Source organism: Mesorhizobium sp. M0514 (genome assembly GCF_040321145.1).
In the GTDB taxonomy this organism is placed as follows: domain Bacteria; phylum Pseudomonadota; class Alphaproteobacteria; order Rhizobiales; family Rhizobiaceae; genus Mesorhizobium.
The window spans coordinates 15,372-32,286 of the sequence record NZ_JAMYQZ010000071.1 but is presented as its reverse complement, the minus strand read 5'-3'; the positions used below and the strand labels follow the sequence as shown (position 1 = coordinate 32,286).

The 16,915-nt window shown below is 63.1% G+C and carries 17 protein-coding genes; 8 read left to right on the top strand and 9 right to left on the bottom strand.

What is annotated here, in order from left to right:
* Positions 1-39 precede the first annotated feature (39 nt).
* Positions 40-1,350, bottom strand: a complete 1,311-nt coding sequence (urtA, locus tag NKI61_RS24370; RefSeq protein WP_023684621.1) for an urea ABC transporter substrate-binding protein — start codon at positions 1,348-1,350, stop codon at positions 40-42.
* A 313-nt stretch (positions 1,351-1,663) separates the two neighbouring features.
* Here urtA and NKI61_RS24365 point away from each other — a divergent pair, with 313 nt between their 5' ends.
* Both NKI61_RS24365 and NKI61_RS24360 read left to right on the top strand, forming a co-directional pair.
* Positions 1,664-2,059 carry a hypothetical protein gene (locus tag NKI61_RS24365; protein WP_352841248.1) on the top strand — a complete coding sequence of 132 codons (396 nt, stop codon included), beginning with the start codon at positions 1,664-1,666 and terminating at the stop codon, positions 2,057-2,059.
* Between the two features lie 117 nt (positions 2,060-2,176).
* Positions 2,177-4,090, top strand: a complete 1,914-nt coding sequence (locus NKI61_RS24360) for a PhoX family protein (protein WP_352841246.1) — start codon at positions 2,177-2,179, stop codon at positions 4,088-4,090.
* Between the two features lie 65 nt (positions 4,091-4,155).
* On the opposite strand, the gene NKI61_RS24355 is transcribed toward NKI61_RS24360, so the two are convergent.
* The 3 genes from NKI61_RS24355 to NKI61_RS24345 all read right to left on the bottom strand — a co-directional run bounded on the left by NKI61_RS24355 (position 4,156) and on the right by NKI61_RS24345 (position 6,779).
* Entirely contained in the window at positions 4,156-5,727 is a 1,572-nt protein-coding gene (locus NKI61_RS24355; protein ID WP_352841244.1) for a GMC family oxidoreductase, read from the bottom strand.
* 50 nt (positions 5,728-5,777) lie between these two features.
* Positions 5,778-6,302, bottom strand: a complete 525-nt coding sequence (locus tag NKI61_RS24350) for a twin-arginine translocation pathway signal (RefSeq protein WP_023696497.1) — start codon at positions 6,300-6,302, stop codon at positions 5,778-5,780.
* Positions 6,303-6,383: 81 nt separating this feature from the next.
* The gene (locus NKI61_RS24345; RefSeq protein ID WP_023670926.1) at positions 6,384-6,779 is read right to left on the bottom strand and encodes a VOC family protein; all 396 of its coding nucleotides are present in this window, start codon (positions 6,777-6,779) and stop codon (positions 6,384-6,386) included.
* Positions 6,780-6,999: 220 nt separating this feature from the next.
* Here NKI61_RS24345 and NKI61_RS24340 point away from each other — a divergent pair, with 220 nt between their 5' ends.
* Positions 7,000-7,302 carry a ribbon-helix-helix domain-containing protein gene (locus tag NKI61_RS24340; RefSeq protein ID WP_023670924.1) on the top strand — a complete coding sequence of 101 codons (303 nt, stop codon included), beginning with the start codon at positions 7,000-7,002 and terminating at the stop codon, positions 7,300-7,302.
* A 5-nt stretch (positions 7,303-7,307) separates the two neighbouring features.
* Here NKI61_RS24340 and NKI61_RS24335 read toward each other — a convergent pair whose 3' ends face one another.
* Entirely contained in the window at positions 7,308-8,018 is a 711-nt protein-coding gene (locus NKI61_RS24335) for a purine-nucleoside phosphorylase (protein WP_023754913.1), read from the bottom strand.
* Positions 8,019-8,102: 84 nt separating this feature from the next.
* Positions 8,103-10,673 carry a cell cycle histidine kinase CckA gene (cckA, locus tag NKI61_RS24330; RefSeq protein ID WP_023670922.1) on the bottom strand — a complete coding sequence of 857 codons (2,571 nt, stop codon included), beginning with the start codon at positions 10,671-10,673 and terminating at the stop codon, positions 8,103-8,105.
* Between the two features lie 205 nt (positions 10,674-10,878).
* On the opposite strand from cckA, the gene NKI61_RS24325 reads away from it, so the two are divergent.
* Complete coding sequence (locus tag NKI61_RS24325; RefSeq protein ID WP_023706175.1) at positions 10,879-11,595, top strand: flagellar biosynthetic protein FliO; 717 nt, start codon at positions 10,879-10,881, stop codon at positions 11,593-11,595.
* 175 nt (positions 11,596-11,770) lie between these two features.
* Here the strand turns inward: NKI61_RS24325 and dksA are convergent, their stop codons facing one another.
* Positions 11,771-12,187, bottom strand: coding sequence for an RNA polymerase-binding protein DksA (gene dksA / locus NKI61_RS24320; RefSeq protein ID WP_023673491.1), 417 nt, complete (start codon positions 12,185-12,187; stop codon positions 11,771-11,773).
* 5 nt (positions 12,188-12,192) lie between these two features.
* The gene (locus tag NKI61_RS24315) at positions 12,193-12,372 is read right to left on the bottom strand and encodes a hypothetical protein (protein WP_023696495.1); all 180 of its coding nucleotides are present in this window, start codon (positions 12,370-12,372) and stop codon (positions 12,193-12,195) included.
* A gap of 69 nt (positions 12,373-12,441) precedes the next feature.
* Between NKI61_RS24315 and NKI61_RS24310 the strand changes: the two genes are divergently transcribed.
* The 4 genes from NKI61_RS24310 (at position 12,442) to NKI61_RS24295 (ending at position 16,204) form a co-directional block, all read left to right on the top strand.
* A complete protein-coding gene (locus NKI61_RS24310; RefSeq protein WP_023693370.1) occupies positions 12,442-12,945 on the top strand; it encodes a SixA phosphatase family protein in 504 nt (167 codons plus the stop codon).
* An 85-nt stretch (positions 12,946-13,030) separates the two neighbouring features.
* A complete protein-coding gene (locus NKI61_RS24305; RefSeq protein WP_352841242.1) occupies positions 13,031-14,509 on the top strand; it encodes a YcjX family GTP-binding protein in 1,479 nt (492 codons plus the stop codon).
* Complete coding sequence (locus tag NKI61_RS24300) at positions 14,506-15,573, top strand: YcjF family protein (protein WP_352841239.1); 1,068 nt, start codon at positions 14,506-14,508, stop codon at positions 15,571-15,573. The genes NKI61_RS24305 and NKI61_RS24300 overlap by 4 nt, the downstream gene beginning before the upstream one ends.
* An 82-nt stretch (positions 15,574-15,655) precedes the next feature.
* The gene (locus NKI61_RS24295; protein WP_023673495.1) at positions 15,656-16,204 is read left to right on the top strand and encodes a hypothetical protein; all 549 of its coding nucleotides are present in this window, start codon (positions 15,656-15,658) and stop codon (positions 16,202-16,204) included.
* 344 nt (positions 16,205-16,548) lie between these two features.
* On the opposite strand, the gene NKI61_RS24290 is transcribed toward NKI61_RS24295, so the two are convergent.
* Positions 16,549-16,815 (bottom strand): hypothetical protein, encoded by a 267-nt coding sequence (locus tag NKI61_RS24290; RefSeq protein WP_023673496.1) that lies wholly within the window; start codon positions 16,813-16,815, stop codon positions 16,549-16,551.
* Positions 16,816-16,915: the final 100 nt, after the last annotated feature.

Below are 16,915 nucleotides of genomic sequence, written 5' to 3'. Positions count from 1 at the left end.
ATCGTGGACGCGTCCACGATCGGTCAGTCCCGGGAGGGATCAGTTCGTGCCCTTGCCGCCGCATTTGCCGGTGGCAACGTTGAAGTTGCCGCAGGACAGAGGCGCGCGCCAATCCGAAATCAGGTCCTTGGAATCGGGCAGATAGTCGGACCATTCGTCGCCCATCACGAGGCCGGGCGTCTGCGACACGGTCTCGAACTGGCCGTCGGCCTGGATCTCGCCGATCAGCACCGGCTTGGTGATGTGATGGTTCGGCATCATGGTCGAATAGCCGCCGGTGAGGTTCGGCACGGACACGCCGACCATGGCGTCGATGACCTTGTCGGGATCGGTGGTGCCGGCCTTCTCGACCGCCTTCACCCACATGTTGAAGCCGATATAGTGGGCTTCCATCGGGTCGTTGGTGGTGCGCTTGTCATTCTTGATGAACTTGTGCCAGTCGGCGATGAACTTCTTGTTTTCGGGTGTGTCGACGCTCTCGAAATAGTTCCAGGCGGCGAGATGGCCGACCAGCGGGGCGGTGTCGAGACCGGCCAGCTCTTCCTCACCGACCGAGAAGGCCATGACCGGGATGTCCTCGGCCTTGATGCCCTGGTTGCCGAGTTCCTTGTAGAACGGAACGTTGGCGTCGCCATTGACGGTCGAGACGACGGCGGTCTTTTTGCCGGCAGAGCCGAATTTCTTGATTGCGGAGACTTCGGTCTGCCAGTCGGAGAAGCCGAACGGCGTGTAGTTGACCATGATGTCTTCGGCGGCGACGCCCTTGGCCTTCAGATAGGCCTCGAGGATTTTGTTGGTGGTTCGGGGATAGACGTAGTCGGTGCCTTCCAGCACCCAGCGCTTCACCGAGCCACCGTCCTCGCTCATGAGATAATCGACGGCAGGAATCGCCTGCTGGTTCGGGGCAGCGCCGGTGTAGAACACGTTGCGCTCGCTTTCCTCGCCCTCATACTGGACGGGGTAGAACAGGATGTTGTCGAGTTCCGAGAACACCGGCAGCACCGATTTGCGCGACACCGAGGTCCAGCAGCCGAACACGGCGGCGACCTTGTCCTTCGAGATCAGCTCGCGCGCCTTCTCGGCGAAGAGCGGCCAGTTGGAGGCCGGATCGACAACGACCGCCTCGAGCTTCTTGCCGAGCAGGCCGCCCTTGGCGTTCTGCTCTTCGATGAGCATCAGCATGGCGTCTTTCAGCGTCGTCTCCGAAATCGCCATGGTCCCCGACAGCGAATGCAGAATGCCGACCTTGATCGTGTCTTCGGCGGCCTTGGCCGGAGACGACATCGACAGGCCGGCGGCGATCACGCCCGCCGAAAACATTTTTGTTATTGTGGAGAAATTACCCCTCATACCGAAGACTCCCAAGCTGTTTGATTGCACCGCGACAATGCAAAGCAACTGCCGTGCCAAACGCGAAGGCGCCGCTCACGAAGATGGAATAGCCGAGCGTTATCAGCCGGTTGGTATATTAGCCTGGAGAAACAAAAAGGCAGCCGGTAAAAATTGATTGAGGCAAATTTGCGCAGCGCACATGGCTTTTGCCTAATTTTTGCCCAATTGAGACAAATGCCTAGTTTTTGATCTCCGGCCGTGTGTTCCGGGCTAACAATGTTGCGGTACCGCGCAAAAATAGGGCAAGCTCGCCCTTCAAAAGAGTGACGTCATGACATCTCGCACCTCATGCATTTCCGGCATCCTGCTGCTGATGGCAACGAGCGGCGCCGCGCGCGCCGATTTCAGCGAGGGCAAGCTTCCGGACGGCACCTATCATTGCGAGGTCTACCTGCTCGGCGCCTTCCTCAACCTCGGCGACATCACCATCAAGGGCAATGTCTATACCGGCCCGGTGACATTCGGCACCGCGACGCAAGGCTACAACTATCAGATGAATGCCAATGGCGAGATAACCTGGCTCGGGCCGCTGGGCGGCTATACCACCGGTGGCAACTCCGTCTCCATGACACAGGCAACACTGGACGGCGAGACCGCCCCGTCATTCGACATCATTCTGAAGCAGCCCGACGGCGCCTTCACCGCCTCGACCTGCACCAAGGGCTGAGCGATGCGTAGTGCCGCGCCCAGTTGCGGCAAAACCTTCCTCTTATGTCATGTGAATGTTGCCTAAGCAGACTAGGGCAACGGTGCGCCGTAACATCCACCCTGAGAGGCAGACACCATGGCCAATACACCGTCTTCATCCTCCCCCGTCATCCGCGAAATCATTGCCGAGCGCGTCTCGCGCCGGTCTCTTTTGAAAGGCAGCCTCGCCTCCGGCGCGCTGATTGCCGGCGGCAGCTTTGTCGGCTCCTTGTTTGCCGGCGAAACGCATGCCGCCGCAGCGCAGTCGACGCTCGGCTTTCCCGAGCTGAAGCGGGTCTACGACAAGACCCATGCCGCCGCCGAAGGCTATGAGACGACCATCGTCGCGCGCTGGGGCGACCCGCTTGCAGCCGGCCTCGCCGAATTCGACGGCAACAAGGTCGCGGCGGAGGAACAGGAAAAGCGCTTCGGCTACAATTGCGACTACATCGCCTTCATGCCGCTGCCCAAGGGCACGGTGAATTCCGATCATGGCCTGCTCTGCGTCAACAACGAATACATCTCGCCCAATGTGATGTTTCCGGGGATGACCGAGGGCGATGCCGGCAAGACGATGACCAGGGAACAGGTCAATCTCGGCATGGCCGCGATGGGCCATTCGATCCTCGAGGTGCAGGTGAAGGACGGCAAGTGGGAAACCGTGGCGGACAGCCCGCTCAACCGCCGCATCACCGCCAACACCGAAATGACCGTTTCCGGACCGGTTGCCGGCCATGCGCTGATGAAAACCTCGGCCGACGCGACTGGCACGAAAGTGCTCGGCACCAGCTATAATTGCAGCGGCGGTGTTACCCCGTGGGGCACGGTGCTGACCTGCGAGGAAGGCGTGTCCGACATTTTCGGCGGCGACCCGAAAAAGGCGCCGACTGCCGACCTGCTCGACCGTTACGGCTTCGACGGCTCCGACATCTATGGCCGCGGCCGCTTCCATGACCGCTTCAACCTCGACAAGGAACCGAACGAGGCCAACCGCTTCGACTGGGTGGTCGAGATCGACCCTTACGATCCTCAGTCCAGGCCGGTGAAGCGCACGGCACTTGGCCGCATGTCGCATGAGGCCTCGACCGTGGTCCTCAACAAGGACGGCCGCGTTGTCGTCTATATGGGTGACGACGACTATTTCGAATATATGTACCGCTTCGTCTCGGCCAAGGCCTATGACAAGGCCAACCCGGCCTCCGGCGCCGATCTGCTCGACGATGGCGTGCTGTCGGTCGCCCGCTTCGATGCCGATGGCTCGATGACGTGGCTGCCGTTGGTGCACGGCCAGGGCAAGCTTACCGTCGAGAACGGTTTTGCCGACCAGGCCGAGGTGCTGTTGAAGACGCGGTTCGCGGCAGATGCGCTCGGCGCCACGCCGATGGACCGGCCCGAGGACATCGAGACCAATCCGGTGACCGGCCGCGTCTATGCGGTGATGACCAAGAACAAGAAGCGCGACCAGTCAAAGGTCAATCCGGCCAACACGCGGCCGGAAAATCTCTGGGGCCATATTGTCGAACTGATCCCGCCCGGCGGCCGCGGAGCGGACGCCGACCACACGGCCGAAAACTATGCCTGGGACCTGTTCGTGCTCTGCGGCAACCCGAAAGATGCCAAGGTCGGCGCCACCTTCCATCCGGACACGTCGGACAATGGCTGGTTCGTCTGCCCCGACAACATCACCTTCGACCCGGCGGGGCGGCTGTGGGTGGCGACGGACGGCGCCAATGATTTCGACCTGCCGGACGGCGTCTATGGCGTCGACACCGAAGGTGCGGCGCGCGGCCTGCCGAAGCTGCTGTTCACCTGCCCGCATGGCGCCGAAGCGACCGGCCCATGCTTCACGCCGGACGGCACGACTTTGTTCCTGTCGGTGCAGCACCCTGCGGAAGATGCAGAGACGCTCGACAAGGCGCAGACGCTGTGGCCCGACTTCAGGGATGGCCAGCTGCCGCGACCGTCCGTCGTCGCCATCCGCCGCAAGGACGGACAGCCGGTCGGCGCATAGTGAGTCCTAGGAAAAAAGGGCGGAACGCGCCATGCGCGTTCCGCGTAGCGATCCCGGAGGACGGCTCAGATCGTCTTGGCCGACATTTGCGAAGCGATGTATTCGGCCTGGCGGATAGCCAGCGACACGATCGTCAGCGTCGGATTTTCAGCCGCACCGGTGGTGAACTGGCTGCCGTCCGATACGAACAGGTTTTTGATGTCGTGCGCCTGGCCGTGCTTGTTGACGACGCCGTCTTCCGCCTTTTCACTCATCCGGTTGGTGCCGAGATTGTGGGTTGAGGGATAGGGCGGCGTCGGGAAGGAGCGCGTCGCGCCGACCGCATCGTAAAGCGCTGTGGCCTGCTTGTAGGCATGGTTGCGCATCGCCGTGTCGTTGGGATGATCATCGAAATGCACGTCGGCGATCGGCATGCCGTGCGCGTCCTTCTCGTCCTTGTGCAGCGTGATGCGGTTTTCCGCGCGCGGCATGTCCTCGCCGACGATCCACAGGCCAGCCATGTGATCATAGTGGTCGAGCGCGGTGGTGAATGAACGGCCCCAGCCGCCGGGATTGAGGAAGGCGGCCATGAAGGGCAAGCCGAGCGACAGCGTCTCGAATTCATAGCCGCCGACAAAGCCGCGTGAGGGATCGTGCCGCGCCTCGTCGCGGATAATGCCGGCCATGGTGGTGCCGCGATACATATGCACCGGTTGGTCGAAAATGGCGTAGACCGAACCGGTGGTGTGGCGCATGTAGTTCTTGCCGACCTGCCCCGACGAATTGGCAAGCCCTTGCGGAAACTTCGCTGACTCGGAGTTCAGCAGCAGGCGCGGGCTTTCGATCGAGTTGCCGGCGACGGCGACGATGCGGGCCTTCTGCTCCTGCAGATTGCCGTCCTTGTCGGCATAGACGACGCCGGTCACTTTTCCGCTAGCGTCATGGTTGATCTTGATCGCCATGGCGTTTGGCCGGACCTCGAGATGGCCGGTCGCCTCACCTTTGGGAATCTCGGTGTAGAGCGTCGACCATTTGGCGCCCCATTTGCAGCCCTGGAAGCAGAAGCCGGTCTGTTGGCAGGAGTTGCGGTCGTCCCGCTCGACCGAATTGATTGCCATGTTGCCGGTATGACATTCCTTATAGCCGAGCTTGTCGGCGCCGGCCTTGAGCACCTTGAAATTGTTGTTGCCGGGCAGCCGCGGCCAGCCATTGGTGCCGGTGACGCCCATCTTGGCTTCCGCCTTGGCGTAGTAAGGCTCCATCTCGGCGAATGTGACCGGCCAGTCCAGCAGGTTGGCGCCTTCCAGCTTGCCGTAGGTCGAGAGCGTCTTGAACTCATGCTCCTGGAAGCGCAGCGAGGCGCCGGCCCAGTGCGTGGTCGAGCCGCCGACCGATTTGACGATCCAGGCCGGCAAATTGGGGAAATCCTTCGACACCCGCCAGTCGCCTGAGGTTGTGCGCTTGTCCGTCCAGGCGAGTTGGCTGAAGGAACCCCACTCGTCATTGATGAAATCCTCGTATTCGTGGCGCGCGCCGGCCTCGAGGATGACGACATCGACGCCTTTCTGGGCGAGTTCGTTGCCGAGCGTGCCGCCGCCGGCGCCGGAGCCGATGATCACGACCACGCCGTCGTTGTTGAGATCAAATGAAGCTGCCATGGTTTCCTCCCATGAATTCCTCTTTGCGGGGTTTCAAAACGACGGAGGGCTCAGAGCCACTCTATGTCGTCGAAACCGCGCGCGATGTAGCCGCCCTTGGAGTAGGATTCGCCCTCGTAGCCGAAGATCGGCCACACCTCCTGCTGGTTGTAGAGGCTGACGACGAGGCCGCCGCGGATGGACTGGAAGAACGGCGTCGCCTCGATCTGCTGCAGCACGGCGACGCGCTGCTCCTCCCAGCCGAGGCCGCGATAGCCGCCCTCGCCCGACTTCTTGTCGAGGTCGGCGATGCCGTCTTCGATCATCATCTTGTAGGCAGCGTCCTTGCCGGCCTGCTCGTCATGGCCTTTTACGGCGATGGCGTAGTATTTGTCGGGCACCTGATCGTGCGGATAGATGTCGCGCGCCATCTGGATCAGCGTCGCCATGGTTTCGGGCTTGAGCGCCGATGTCTCGAGCCCCCAGGCATTTTCAGGGCTGATGACGGCGCTGCCGGAAATGACGAGCAACGCGCCGATGCCGCCGCGTTTGAGAAGTTCACGACGTGAGAGCCTCGCGTCATAGATCGTGACCATTTTGTTCCTCCCTGCTTGCTGTTTGCGCCCTTGAACAGCGCCGTTGCTGGCGTCGCGCGGCTGAATGCGGCCGATAATCCCCTACTGGAAGCGCCCTCCACGCTGCAGAACCTCGATCTTGTAGCCGTCGGGGTCCTCGATGAAGAAAAAGCGCGCGATCAGCGATCCGTCGCGGTTGAATTCGACGATCTTCTTGGGGTTGAGGCCGAGCGCGCCGATCCGGTCGTGTTCACTGTCGAGATCGGACACCGAGACCGCCAGATGGCCGTAACCGTCGCCTAGCTCATAAGGCTCGGTGCGGCCCTTGTTCACGGTGAGTTCGAGCTCGAACCCCGTTTCGGCGTTGGCAAGGTAAATCAGCGTGAATGTCTCGAAATCCAGCCTGTCGGCGACATCGAGCCCGAAAGCGTTTCTGTAGAAATCGACGGATCTGGCCTCTTGGAGAACCCGGATCATGGAATGGATTGCCTTCGCCAAATCAGTCTCCGCCGCTGCATGCTGGAGGCGATTATGGGCGGCACGCGCGAAAGGTGGTGGCAGCCGGTTACCACGACTAAATTTGCAATCGCTGCTATGCCTGCGCCTAAAGACGAAAGTCCGATTGCCGATTCGGCCCACAAGGCCGAACATGCAGGGACAACCATAACTTGAAGGCGCGACACGCTGCGCCCAAAACCAACAATATCGGGAGGTAAGGATGTGCAGGGTTTTTGCCGGGCAGGATCCGGAAGGCTATCGACAGATCAACCGGTCGATCCGCATCGACGGTCACTCTACGAGTATCCAGCTTGAAGGAACGTTCTGGGCGCTGCTTGACGAAATTGCCGACAGCCAAGGCCTGACGACGCCGAAGTTCATCTCAAAACTCTATGACGAGGCGATCGAGATCAACGGCGCCATTCCCAACTTCGCGTCGATGCTGCGTACCACCTGCGCGCTCTATCTGCGCGGTCACCGGCCAGACATGGATGAGCTGACGCCGAAGCGCGAAGCGGCCTGAGGAAGCTAGCCTTCCGCCGCAACGTCGAGCCCGAGCCGCGCCATATCGGTGAACAGCGCCTGACGTTCGGAATAGGCAGTCTGTTCGCCGGTCACGATGTTGTCGACGACGGTCAGCAGCGACAGCGCGCGGACGCCGAAATGCGCCGCGATTCGGTAGAGTGCGCTGGTTTCCATATCGACAGCGAGAGCGCCAAGCGCCTGCGCTTCGGCAAAGCGGTCGCGCCCTTCAGGGTGGTAGAAGACATCGCTGCAGATGGTCAGCCCGGCCTGGTGGTCGATGCCGAGCTGGGCGGCGCAGGCCAAAGCGTGGGCGAACAGGCCGGGATCGGGCCCGGCGGCAGCATCGTAGAGGCCGAAGACCTGGCCGCTTTGGTCGCTTTCGGCGCGCACCGACTGCGAGATCACCAAGGAGCGCAGCGGCACGCGGGGTGTCAGGCCGCCGCAGGTGCCTGTGCGGATCAGCGTTTTTACGCCGTGAACATCCAGGAGTTCATGCGCATAGACCAGGAAGGACGGGACACCGATGCCGGTGGCCTGGATGCTGATGGGACGGCCGCGATAGAGACCGGTGAAGCCGAGTGCGCCCCGGCGGCGGTTGACGCAGCGCGGCGCCTCAAGAAATGTCTTTGCCATCCACTCGGCGCGTTGCGGATCGCCCGGCAACAGCACCGTTGCGGCATAGTCGCCCCTGGCAGCCTCGTTGTGCGGCGTCACGACATGCTCCCCAAAACCCGCCGCCCGTTTCGCCTGCAATCATGGCAGTGTCACGTCATTGCGCAAGCTTTGAATTAGGGCGCCCTAGGACTCCAATACATCCTTGACCACGGTGGCCAGTTGCTTGAGGGAGAACGGCTTCGGCAGGAAGCCGAATTGCGCGTCCGGCGGCAGGTTTCTGGCGAAAGCGTCTTCGGCATAGCCAGACACGAAGACGAACTTGATGTCGGGCTGGCGCTTGCGCAGTTCGCCGAGCAGCGTCGGTCCGTCCATTTCCGGCATCACCACGTCGGACACGACGATATCGACTTTGCCGCCGAGCGCCTCGAAGACTTCCAGCGCCTCGACGCCCGAGGAGGCCTCATGGACGGTATAGCCGCGCGAGGTCAGCGCCCGCGAGCCGCCCATGCGCACGGCGTCTTCGTCCTCGACGAGGAGCACAGTGGCCGAGCCCGACAGGTCCTTGGCGCTGTCGGCGGCTTTCACCGGCGCAGCCGGCGCCTCGCTGACGTCGCCGGGCTTCTTCGCCTCCACGATATGGCGCGGCAGGAAGATGCGGAAGGTCGAGCCCTTGCCGACTTCGGAATCGCAGAAGATGAAACCGCCGGTCTGCTTGATGATGCCATAAACCATCGACAGGCCAAGGCCGGTGCCTTTGCCGACTTCCTTGGTGGTGAAGAACGGCTCAAAAATCTTCTTCAGCACGTCCGGGGCAATGCCCGAGCCGCTATCCTCGACCTCGACCACGACATAGTCGGCAGGCGTGAGCTCGCGGTAGGAGAAGCTCTTGCATTGTTCGGCGGTGACGTTGCGGGTGCGTACGGTGAGGTCGCCGCCGGCCGGCATGGCGTCGCGCGCGTTGACGGCCAGGTTGACCACCACCTGCTCGAACTGGCCGATATCGACCTTGACCGGCCACAAATCGCGGCCGTGGTCGACCTTCAGCTTGATCTCGTTGCCAACCAGGCGGGCAAGCAGCATCCGGAGATCGGCAAGCACGTCGGTCAGGTTCAGCACTTCCGGCCGCAATGTCTGCTTGCGCGAGAAGGCGAGCAACTGCCGCACCAGCGAGGCCGCCCGGTTGGCATTCTGCTTGATGTTCATGATGTCGGGGAAGGACGGGTCCGACGGCCGGTGATTGGTCAGCAAAAGATCCGACGCCATGATGATGGCGGTCAGCACATTGTTGAAGTCGTGGGCGATGCCGCCGGCGAGCTGTCCGACTGCCTGCATCTTCTGGCTCTGCGCCATCTGGCCCTCGAGCGCCTTCTGCTCGGTGGTCTCGACGGCATAGACGATAGCCGATTCCTCGGCGCCCTCGCCGGTGCCGTCGGCGACGGCGTTGACGTAGAAGCGGATGTGACGCTCCTCATTGCCGGGCAGCAGCGTGTCGATCGGCTCGATGTCGGCCTGCCTCAGCCGCGCCTTCTCGAAGGCGGCGGCAAAGGCCGGCCGGTCGCGCTCGTGGATCACGGTGTCCAGCCGCACGCGGCGGTCGACCGCGTCGCCGTCGACGACGGAGGAAAACAGCGACAGGAACGGCGCATTGGTGCGCAGGATGCGGCCGCCATTGTCGACGGCGGCAATGGCCATCGGCGTCGAATTGAAGAAGCGAGTGAAGCGTACCTCCGAAGCCCGAAGATCGGCCGATGCGTCCTCGCCCTGCGTGCGGTTGAGCACGATGGTGCGGGTGGGACCGTTGGTCCCCTCGCGGCTGGCCGAGACCCGATGCATGAAGCGCACCGGCAGCGCCTCGCCGGTCGTCGTCGTAAGATCGAGATCGATGACGGCGTTGCGGGTGGTGCCGGGATCGGCCTTGACCGAGCGCACCAGCGCCATGCCGTCGCCGGCGACGATTTCCGGGAGTGTCACGGCGCCAGGGGTGAAGCTCGCCAGATCGATGCCCAGCCATTCGGCGAGCGTGGCGTTGATGTAGGTGACACGGCCTTCCTGGTCGGCCGAGAAGAAACCGGCCGGCGCATGGTCGAGATGGTCGATGGCCTTCTGCAAGTCGAGGAAGAAACGCTCCTGCTCGGCCCGTTCCTGCGAGATATCGGCAAGCTGCCAGGCAAGCATCGGCAGGCGCTGACCGGGAACGCTGAAGGTCCGGGCCCGCGCCCGGTACCAGCGCGCGCCGGGCTCGGCGCCCGGCCGGATCGACTGTGCTAACCGGAACTCACCGTCGCCGGCCTGGCCATCGCGCAAGCCCGAGGCCAGCCGGTATATGGTCACCGAAGCTTCGGGGACATCGGAAAGCAGGCCTTCGACCGTCTTCAGATCGGCGGCCGACGCAGCACCGGTCATCTCGGCGTAGGCCCGGTTGGCGTAGACGACGCGGCCCTTGGTGTCGGTGACGATCAGGCCCTGCGACATCGAATCGACGAAGGCCTTCGACAGTTCGTCCCCGGTCGAACGCGGCGCGATCTGCACGAAGCCGATGGCCGTGGCGAACAGGAAGCCGACGCCGATCATGGCAAGCACGCCCAGCATGCCGAGCAGGAACGGATCGCCAAGACGCTCGCGGAAAATGCCGAAAACGATCGCGGCCCCAGTCAGGACGATGATGAACACGATGAGCCGGGTAACCGCGCCTGGCCGCGTGTTCTGATCGACGATCGGTACCGGATAGAAATCGCCGCGCGTTTCCCTGGCCATATGCCCCCTGCTCGTGAGTTGTCCGACACCGCCCCCGGCCGGTTGAATCACATTCTCCTAATCCGGAAAAGGCCTTGGCGGCAAATGTCGGATAAAAATGACGCGTCGGTGTTTTCAAGCTGTTCACGAAGCGTGAAGGCAACTTGCGGTGGCTGGCCGCAACGGTCTAGTGTCCCTCCACTTCAAAAGCCGATTGGGGGCACCGATGCAGTGGCTGGATAATGTGGCGGGTCCCGGATATGCCGCAGCGCTGCTGTGGACGTTTGCTGCCCTTGTCCTGCTGGTCATCGTGCTCATCATCATCAGGCTGATCCGCAACCTGACCTTCGGCACCTTCGTTGCCGGCGGCAGGAACCGCAAGACACGGCTGGCGGTCATGGACGCCACGGCAGTCGACAGCCACCGCCGGCTGGTGCTCATCCGTCGCGACGACATCGAACACCTGCTTTTGATCGGCGGCCCAACCGACGTTGTCGTCGAGCGCGATATCAGGCTTGCAGCGCCACGCCGTCCGGCATTGACCGGCGATGGCGGTGTTGGCCAGCAGCAACAGGCGCCGCGTCCGCGCGCAGCACAACCCGCTCCGGCCACGCCCGCAAGGCAGGCGCCGCCGCCGCAACCGGTAAGGGCTGCTCCGGCCGCCGTTCCGCCGCGCCAGGCCGCGCCGGCGCCGAAACCGGCTCAAATCTACCAGGCGAGCAATGTGACACCGCTGCCGGCCTATGGCTCCGCCGCCAATACTGCCCGGCAGGCCCCGCCACCGAAGCATGAGTCCATCGACGATACCCTGATGCGGGAGCTCGAGGTCTCGCTCGACGATTCGCACCCCAAACCGGCAAGCAAGCCGGCTGCGAAGGCACCGCAGTCTCTCGACGACGAGATGACCAAGCTGCTCGGCGAACTCGCCAGCCAGAAACGATAAAGCCCGGCGAACCGTCACATCTTGCCGATTCCCGATCGAACGCCGCTTAAGCGTGTCGTCCGTTTCAGCGCGACGCGCTTTAACTTGGGGGCGGACTAAACCCTTCGGCCAAAAACAGAAATGGCCGGGAAACCCGGCCATTTCTGATGAAACAGTCCTGCCTGACGGCAGCGGCTCAATCGTCGCGATAGACCTTCTCGCGGCGTTCGTGGCGCTCCTGCGCTTCGATCGACAAGGTCGCGATCGGACGCGCATCCAGCCGCTTCAGCGCGATCGGCTCGCCGGTTTCCTCGCAATAGCCGTATGTGCCTTCATCGATGCGCTGCAGCGCCGAATCGATCTTTGAAATGAGCTTGCGCTGGCGGTCGCGGGCCCGAAGCTCGATGGCGCGGTCGGTTTCCGAGGAAGCGCGATCGGCGAGATCGGGATGGTTGGCGTTTTCCTGCTGCAGGATTTCGAGGGTTTCGCGCGCTTCGCGCAGTATGTCGGTCTTCCAGGTGACGAGCTTCAGGCGAAAGTAGGATTTCTGCCGTTCGTTCATGAACGGCTCGTCTTCAGAGGGTACGTAATTGGCTGTAACGATATCGTTCATTCGACTCACCCAACAACCCCAAATTTGGCGCCTATATATTCGCGCAGAGAAGGCTGCACAAGCGTAATCCGCGCGCGTTTCACGCAATTGTTAATGCCGCGCGGGCGATCCTCAGCAAAGCCTTCCATAGCAAGGGCGCGGGCGAATTCGCACATGATTCGCTGCGCTTGGGCGTCGCCGCCCATTGTGCCTCAGGCCTTTCTCGTGGCTAATCCAGTTGTGTCATTGGTGGGCAGCACACCATTGGGGGTCCGGTGAGCAGACTGTATCTGTTGAGGCATGCGAAGGCTGGCTGGGCCCTTCCCGGCGTGCGCGACTTCGATCGCCCGCTCGACGCATCCGGCATTGCCGATGCCGAAATGATGGGGACTGCGATGCGTGCCCGCAACTACATCCCCGATATCACGCTCTGCTCCAACGCCAAGCGGGCGCGCCAGACGCTGGAAGGCATCGCCGGCCACACCGATACCGGCCGGGTGCTGTTCTTCGACACGCTCTACAGCGAGGATGCCGCCGGCTACCTCGCCATCATCCGCAGCAACGGCGGCCCCGGCTCGCTGCTGGTCATCGGCCACAATCCGATGACGGAAGACCTTGCCATGGCGGTCTCGGGCGACGGCGACGAGGCTGCTCGGGCCATCATGAACCATGGTTTCCCGACCTCCGGCCTTGCGGTCGTGCGCTTCGACGGCACCCTCACCGAGGCTGCGCAAGGCGCCGGCTACCTCGAAGCCTTCCTGACGCCCGTCGATCTCTGAGCCGAGCCGGCCGAGGCCGGGCGCCATTTCAAACTTGAACCGCAAAGCCTATATCGGCGCAAGAGCACGCCTGAGAGAACAGATTTTGGCATCATCGCTGACCACTTTCACCGACGAAGCGAGAATTGCCCTGGATACGCTGTCGGGGCGTGCGAGCGGGCTTTTTTCGCCGTCGCTTCGGCTGGGCGTCACCGGCCTGTCCCGGGCCGGCAAGACGGTGTTCATCTCGGCTCTCGTCCACAATCTCATCCATGGCGGGCGCCTGCCGCTCTTCGAGGCGCAGAAGTCGGGCCGGATCGCGCGCGCCTTCCTCGAGGAACAGCCGGACGATGCCGTGCCGCGTTTTCAGTACGAGGACCATATCTCCGCCCTGGTCAACGACCGCACCTGGCCGGACTCGACGCGCGCCATTTCGGAACTCAGGCTCACCATCGAATATGAGTCTGCCTCCGGTTGGAACCGGATGTTTTCCAGCGGCCGATTGTCGGTCGACATCGTCGACTACCCCGGCGAATGGCTGCTCGACCTGCCGCTGCTCGGCAAATCCTTCGCCGATTTTTCGCGCGAGGCGTTCGAGATGGCGATGCTGCCGGTGCGGGCCGACGTGTCGCAGGACTGGCGGACGCTGTCGGCGACCATCGACCCCAATGCCGATGCCTACGAGATGACGGCGCGGCGCCTCGCCGAGAGTTTTGCCGCCTACCTCAAGGCCTGCAAGCTCGACGAGCGGGCGCTTTCGACCTTGCCGCCCGGCCGTTTCCTGATGCCTGGCGACCTCGAGGGATCGCCGGCGCTGACCTTCGCGCCCTTGCTGCTCAAGGGTGAGAAACGGCCGCGCTCCGGCTCGCTGCAAGCGATGATGGAGCGCCGCTACGAGGCCTACAAGACGCATGTGGTGAAACCGTTCTTCCGCGAACACGTCACCCGCCTCGACCGCCAGATCGTGGTGATCGACGCCATGCAGGCGTTGAACGCCGGCCCCGGCGCGATGGCCGACCTGGAACGCGCGGTGACCGAAATCCTCTCCTGTTTCCGTCCTGGCCGAGGCAATTTCCTCACCGACCTGTTTTCACGCCGCATCGACCGCATCCTGGTTGCCGCGACCAAGGCCGACCATTTGCATCACGAAAGCCATGACCGGCTGCAGGCAATCGTGCGGCGGCTTGCCGACCGCGCCGTGGCGCGGGCAAATTTCACCGGCGCCGATGTCGATGTGGTCGCCATGGCGGCGGTGCGCGCGACGCGCGAAGGCACGGTCAAGCAAGGCCGCGAAACCCTGCCGGTGATCATCGGCACGCCGCTGAAGGGCGAGAAGATCAACGGCGAAACCTTCGATGGTAAAGCCGAAACCGCCATATTTCCCGGGGACTTGCCGGAGAAAATTGACGCGGTTTTCGACGTTTCCGAAGCCGACCACCGGCAGAGCAGCGACGATCCGGCGATCCGTTTCGTGCGCTTTCGCCCGCCAAAGCTCGAACGCACCGCTGAAGGCGTCACGCTGTCGCTGCCGCATATCAGGCTCGACCGCGCCTTGCAGTTCCTGATCGGAGACCATCTGGCATGACCGCGCCCCGCAGACCGGCAGCTTTCCGCATCGAGCCGGAGGCCGAACCGAAGCAGGAAACGCGCCGCCCCCATGCCGAGCCGTCGGCACGCAAGTCGCGCGCCGTCGTCGTGCCGGCCGAGATCGATGTCTTCGACGAACCCGACATTGTCGCCGCCGAACCGCCGCCGGCGACCGCGCCGCGCAGGCGCTCGCTGTTTGCCAGCCTGTTTTTCGGCGCGGCCGGCGTGCTGGTTTCGCTCGCCGTCGGCCTGTGGACCGACCAGCTCATCCGCGACCTGTTCGAGCGCGCAGAGTGGCTGGGGTGGCTGGCAGCGGGAATGGCCGCAATTGCCGTGTTGGCCCTCGCAGTCGTGCTGGTGCGCGAATTCCTGGCTATCGCCCGGCTGGCCGAGGTCGAAAAACTGCAAAAGCGGGCGCTCGATGCCGTGGCGCGCGACGATCCGAAGGCTGCAAGGGCCGTCGTCGAAGAGCTTTCGGCGTTTGTCGCTGCGAAACCCGAAACCGCGGCCGGCAGGCGCTCCCTGGCCGAATTGCGCGGCGAGATCATCGATGGCGGCAATCTGGTGCGACTGGCCGAGACCGAAATTCTCGGGCCGCTCGATGCGAGAGCCAAGGTGATGATCCTCGAAGCAGCCAAACGCGTGTCGCTGGTCACCGCCGTCAGCCCCCGCGCACTCGTAGACGTTGCCTATGTCGTGTTCGAGGCCGGGCGCCTGATCCGCCGCTTGTCCGAACTCTACGGCGGCAGGCCGGGCACGCTGGGCTTTTTCCGGCTGGCGCGCAGCGTTCTTGCCCATCTGGCGGTGACCGGCTCGATCGCCGTCGGCGACAGCTTCGTCCAGCAGATCGTCGGCCATGGCCTTGCCGCCCGGCTGTCGGCGAAACTCGGCGAAGGCGTGGTAAACGGCATGATGACGGCGCGTATCGGCATTGCTGCCATGGAGACGGCGCGGCCCCTGCCCTTCATTGCCGGCAGGCGGCCGGGTATGGGCGATTTCCTGTCGGCGCTGACCTCGTTTGCCGCCAAAAAAGAGAATGAAGCACCCGCCTCAAGCAAGTGAACGCCCTCTCGCGGTCACCAAGCATTAACCAATCTTGTTCATGGTCGTCCAACAACAGCCTCCTTGTTGCCGGGTGTCGTCTATGAAAAGCGTAATCTTGTCCTGCGTCCTGCCCCTGGTCGCGCTTGCAGCACCTCTGGGCCCGACCGGGAAAGCCTTTGCAGCCGAGCCCGACAAGCAGTTCTTCCGCACCGTTGAAGGCAAATGGGTCGGCCCGGGCGAAATCATCGCCGGCAAATACAAGGGCACGAAGTTCACCTGCAGCTTCGACGGCTCGACGCCGGACAACAAGACCGGCATGACGCTCGATGGCGACTGCCGCGTCGGTGTCTTCACCCAGAAAATGTCGGCGACCGTCGAGCGCAAGGGCCGCGACTACAAGGGCAATTTCATGGGCGGCGCCGCGGGGTCGGGCCTGGACATCATCGGCGGCAATGTGGTCGATGCCCGCAAAGTCGTCTTCACCATCAACCGCAACCAATTGCGCGGCGTCATGCAGGCCCGCATTCCCGACGACAATTCGATGACGGTGACCATCGCCGTGCGCGTCGACCAGCAGCTGGTGCCGGTCATCGGCATGAGCCTCAAGCGCGTCGACGCCGTCGAAGTCGGCTCCATCGCCAAAAACTGACTCTCAAGCGGTTCCCCGAGAAAAGCGCGGAACGGGGTTGCACTGCGCGATAGCTGAGCGATTCCGCTCAGCTCGATGTCGGGAAATGACAGGCCACCTTGCGGCCGGGTCGGCGCTCCTCAAGCACGGGCCGCTCGGTGCGGCACCTTTCTGCCGCGATCGGACATGTGGCGCGCAACCGACGATGTCAGCGTCTCCGACGGCCCAAGCCACAGCAAGGCCAACGTGTCAGGGTCCTGTGCGTGCCGGCGGTCCTCCGTGTCAGCGCGATGCCCTTTAAGAACACCAGCAAAAAAGGCGGCGGCTACTTGAGCCACCGCCTTCCTCAATTTCCGAACGAAGAATCAGCCCTTGATGGCGGCCGTCAGCTCGTCATAGGCCTTGCAGGCGTCGGCCGGCGTGGTGGCGCCCTGATATTTGGTCGTCACAGCCTGCACCTTGGCGGTCAGGTCGGCGGCCTTGGTCGGATCCTTGGTGATCGCTTCCTGCAGCGCGGCGGTCATTTCCTGCGCCTTCTTGGCCGCGATTTCCTGCGTGCATTCAGGCGCCTTCGAACAGGCCGATGCGGCAAGCATGGCGACACCCACGCCGACGAGCAAAAACTTCTTCATGCCAGTCATTCTCCTCACGAAGGCAGAACTTGATCGTCGCTGCCTTCCAACGGCCGAAGCCTGGCGTCCCATAGCCGCCGATTGCGGCAAAACGCAACGT

Bases quoted from the DNA above. Each gene is read 5' to 3' on its own strand.
- NKI61_RS24360 (WP_352841246.1), top strand. From the start codon at position 2,177: ATGGCCAATACACCGTCTTCATCCTCCCCCGTCATCCGCGAAATCATT.
- cckA (WP_023670922.1), bottom strand. From the start codon at position 10,673: ATGGCCAGGGAAACGCGCGGCGATTTCTATCCGGTACCGATCGTCGAT.
- NKI61_RS24300 (WP_352841239.1), top strand. From the start codon at position 14,506: ATGACCGCGCCCCGCAGACCGGCAGCTTTCCGCATCGAGCCGGAGGCC.
- dksA (WP_023673491.1), bottom strand. From the start codon at position 12,187: ATGAACGATATCGTTACAGCCAATTACGTACCCTCTGAAGACGAGCCG.
- NKI61_RS24350 (WP_023696497.1), bottom strand. From the start codon at position 6,302: ATGGTCACGATCTATGACGCGAGGCTCTCACGTCGTGAACTTCTCAAA.
- NKI61_RS24315 (WP_023696495.1), bottom strand. From the start codon at position 12,372: ATGGGCGGCGACGCCCAAGCGCAGCGAATCATGTGCGAATTCGCCCGC.
- NKI61_RS24295 (WP_023673495.1), top strand. From the start codon at position 15,656: ATGAAAAGCGTAATCTTGTCCTGCGTCCTGCCCCTGGTCGCGCTTGCA.
- NKI61_RS24290 (WP_023673496.1), bottom strand. From the start codon at position 16,815: ATGAAGAAGTTTTTGCTCGTCGGCGTGGGTGTCGCCATGCTTGCCGCA.
- NKI61_RS24340 (WP_023670924.1), top strand. From the start codon at position 7,000: ATGTGCAGGGTTTTTGCCGGGCAGGATCCGGAAGGCTATCGACAGATC.
- NKI61_RS24325 (WP_023706175.1), top strand. From the start codon at position 10,879: ATGCAGTGGCTGGATAATGTGGCGGGTCCCGGATATGCCGCAGCGCTG.
- urtA (WP_023684621.1), bottom strand. From the start codon at position 1,350: ATGAGGGGTAATTTCTCCACAATAACAAAAATGTTTTCGGCGGGCGTG.
- NKI61_RS24355 (WP_352841244.1), bottom strand. From the start codon at position 5,727: ATGGCAGCTTCATTTGATCTCAACAACGACGGCGTGGTCGTGATCATC.
- NKI61_RS24365 (WP_352841248.1), top strand. From the start codon at position 1,664: ATGACATCTCGCACCTCATGCATTTCCGGCATCCTGCTGCTGATGGCA.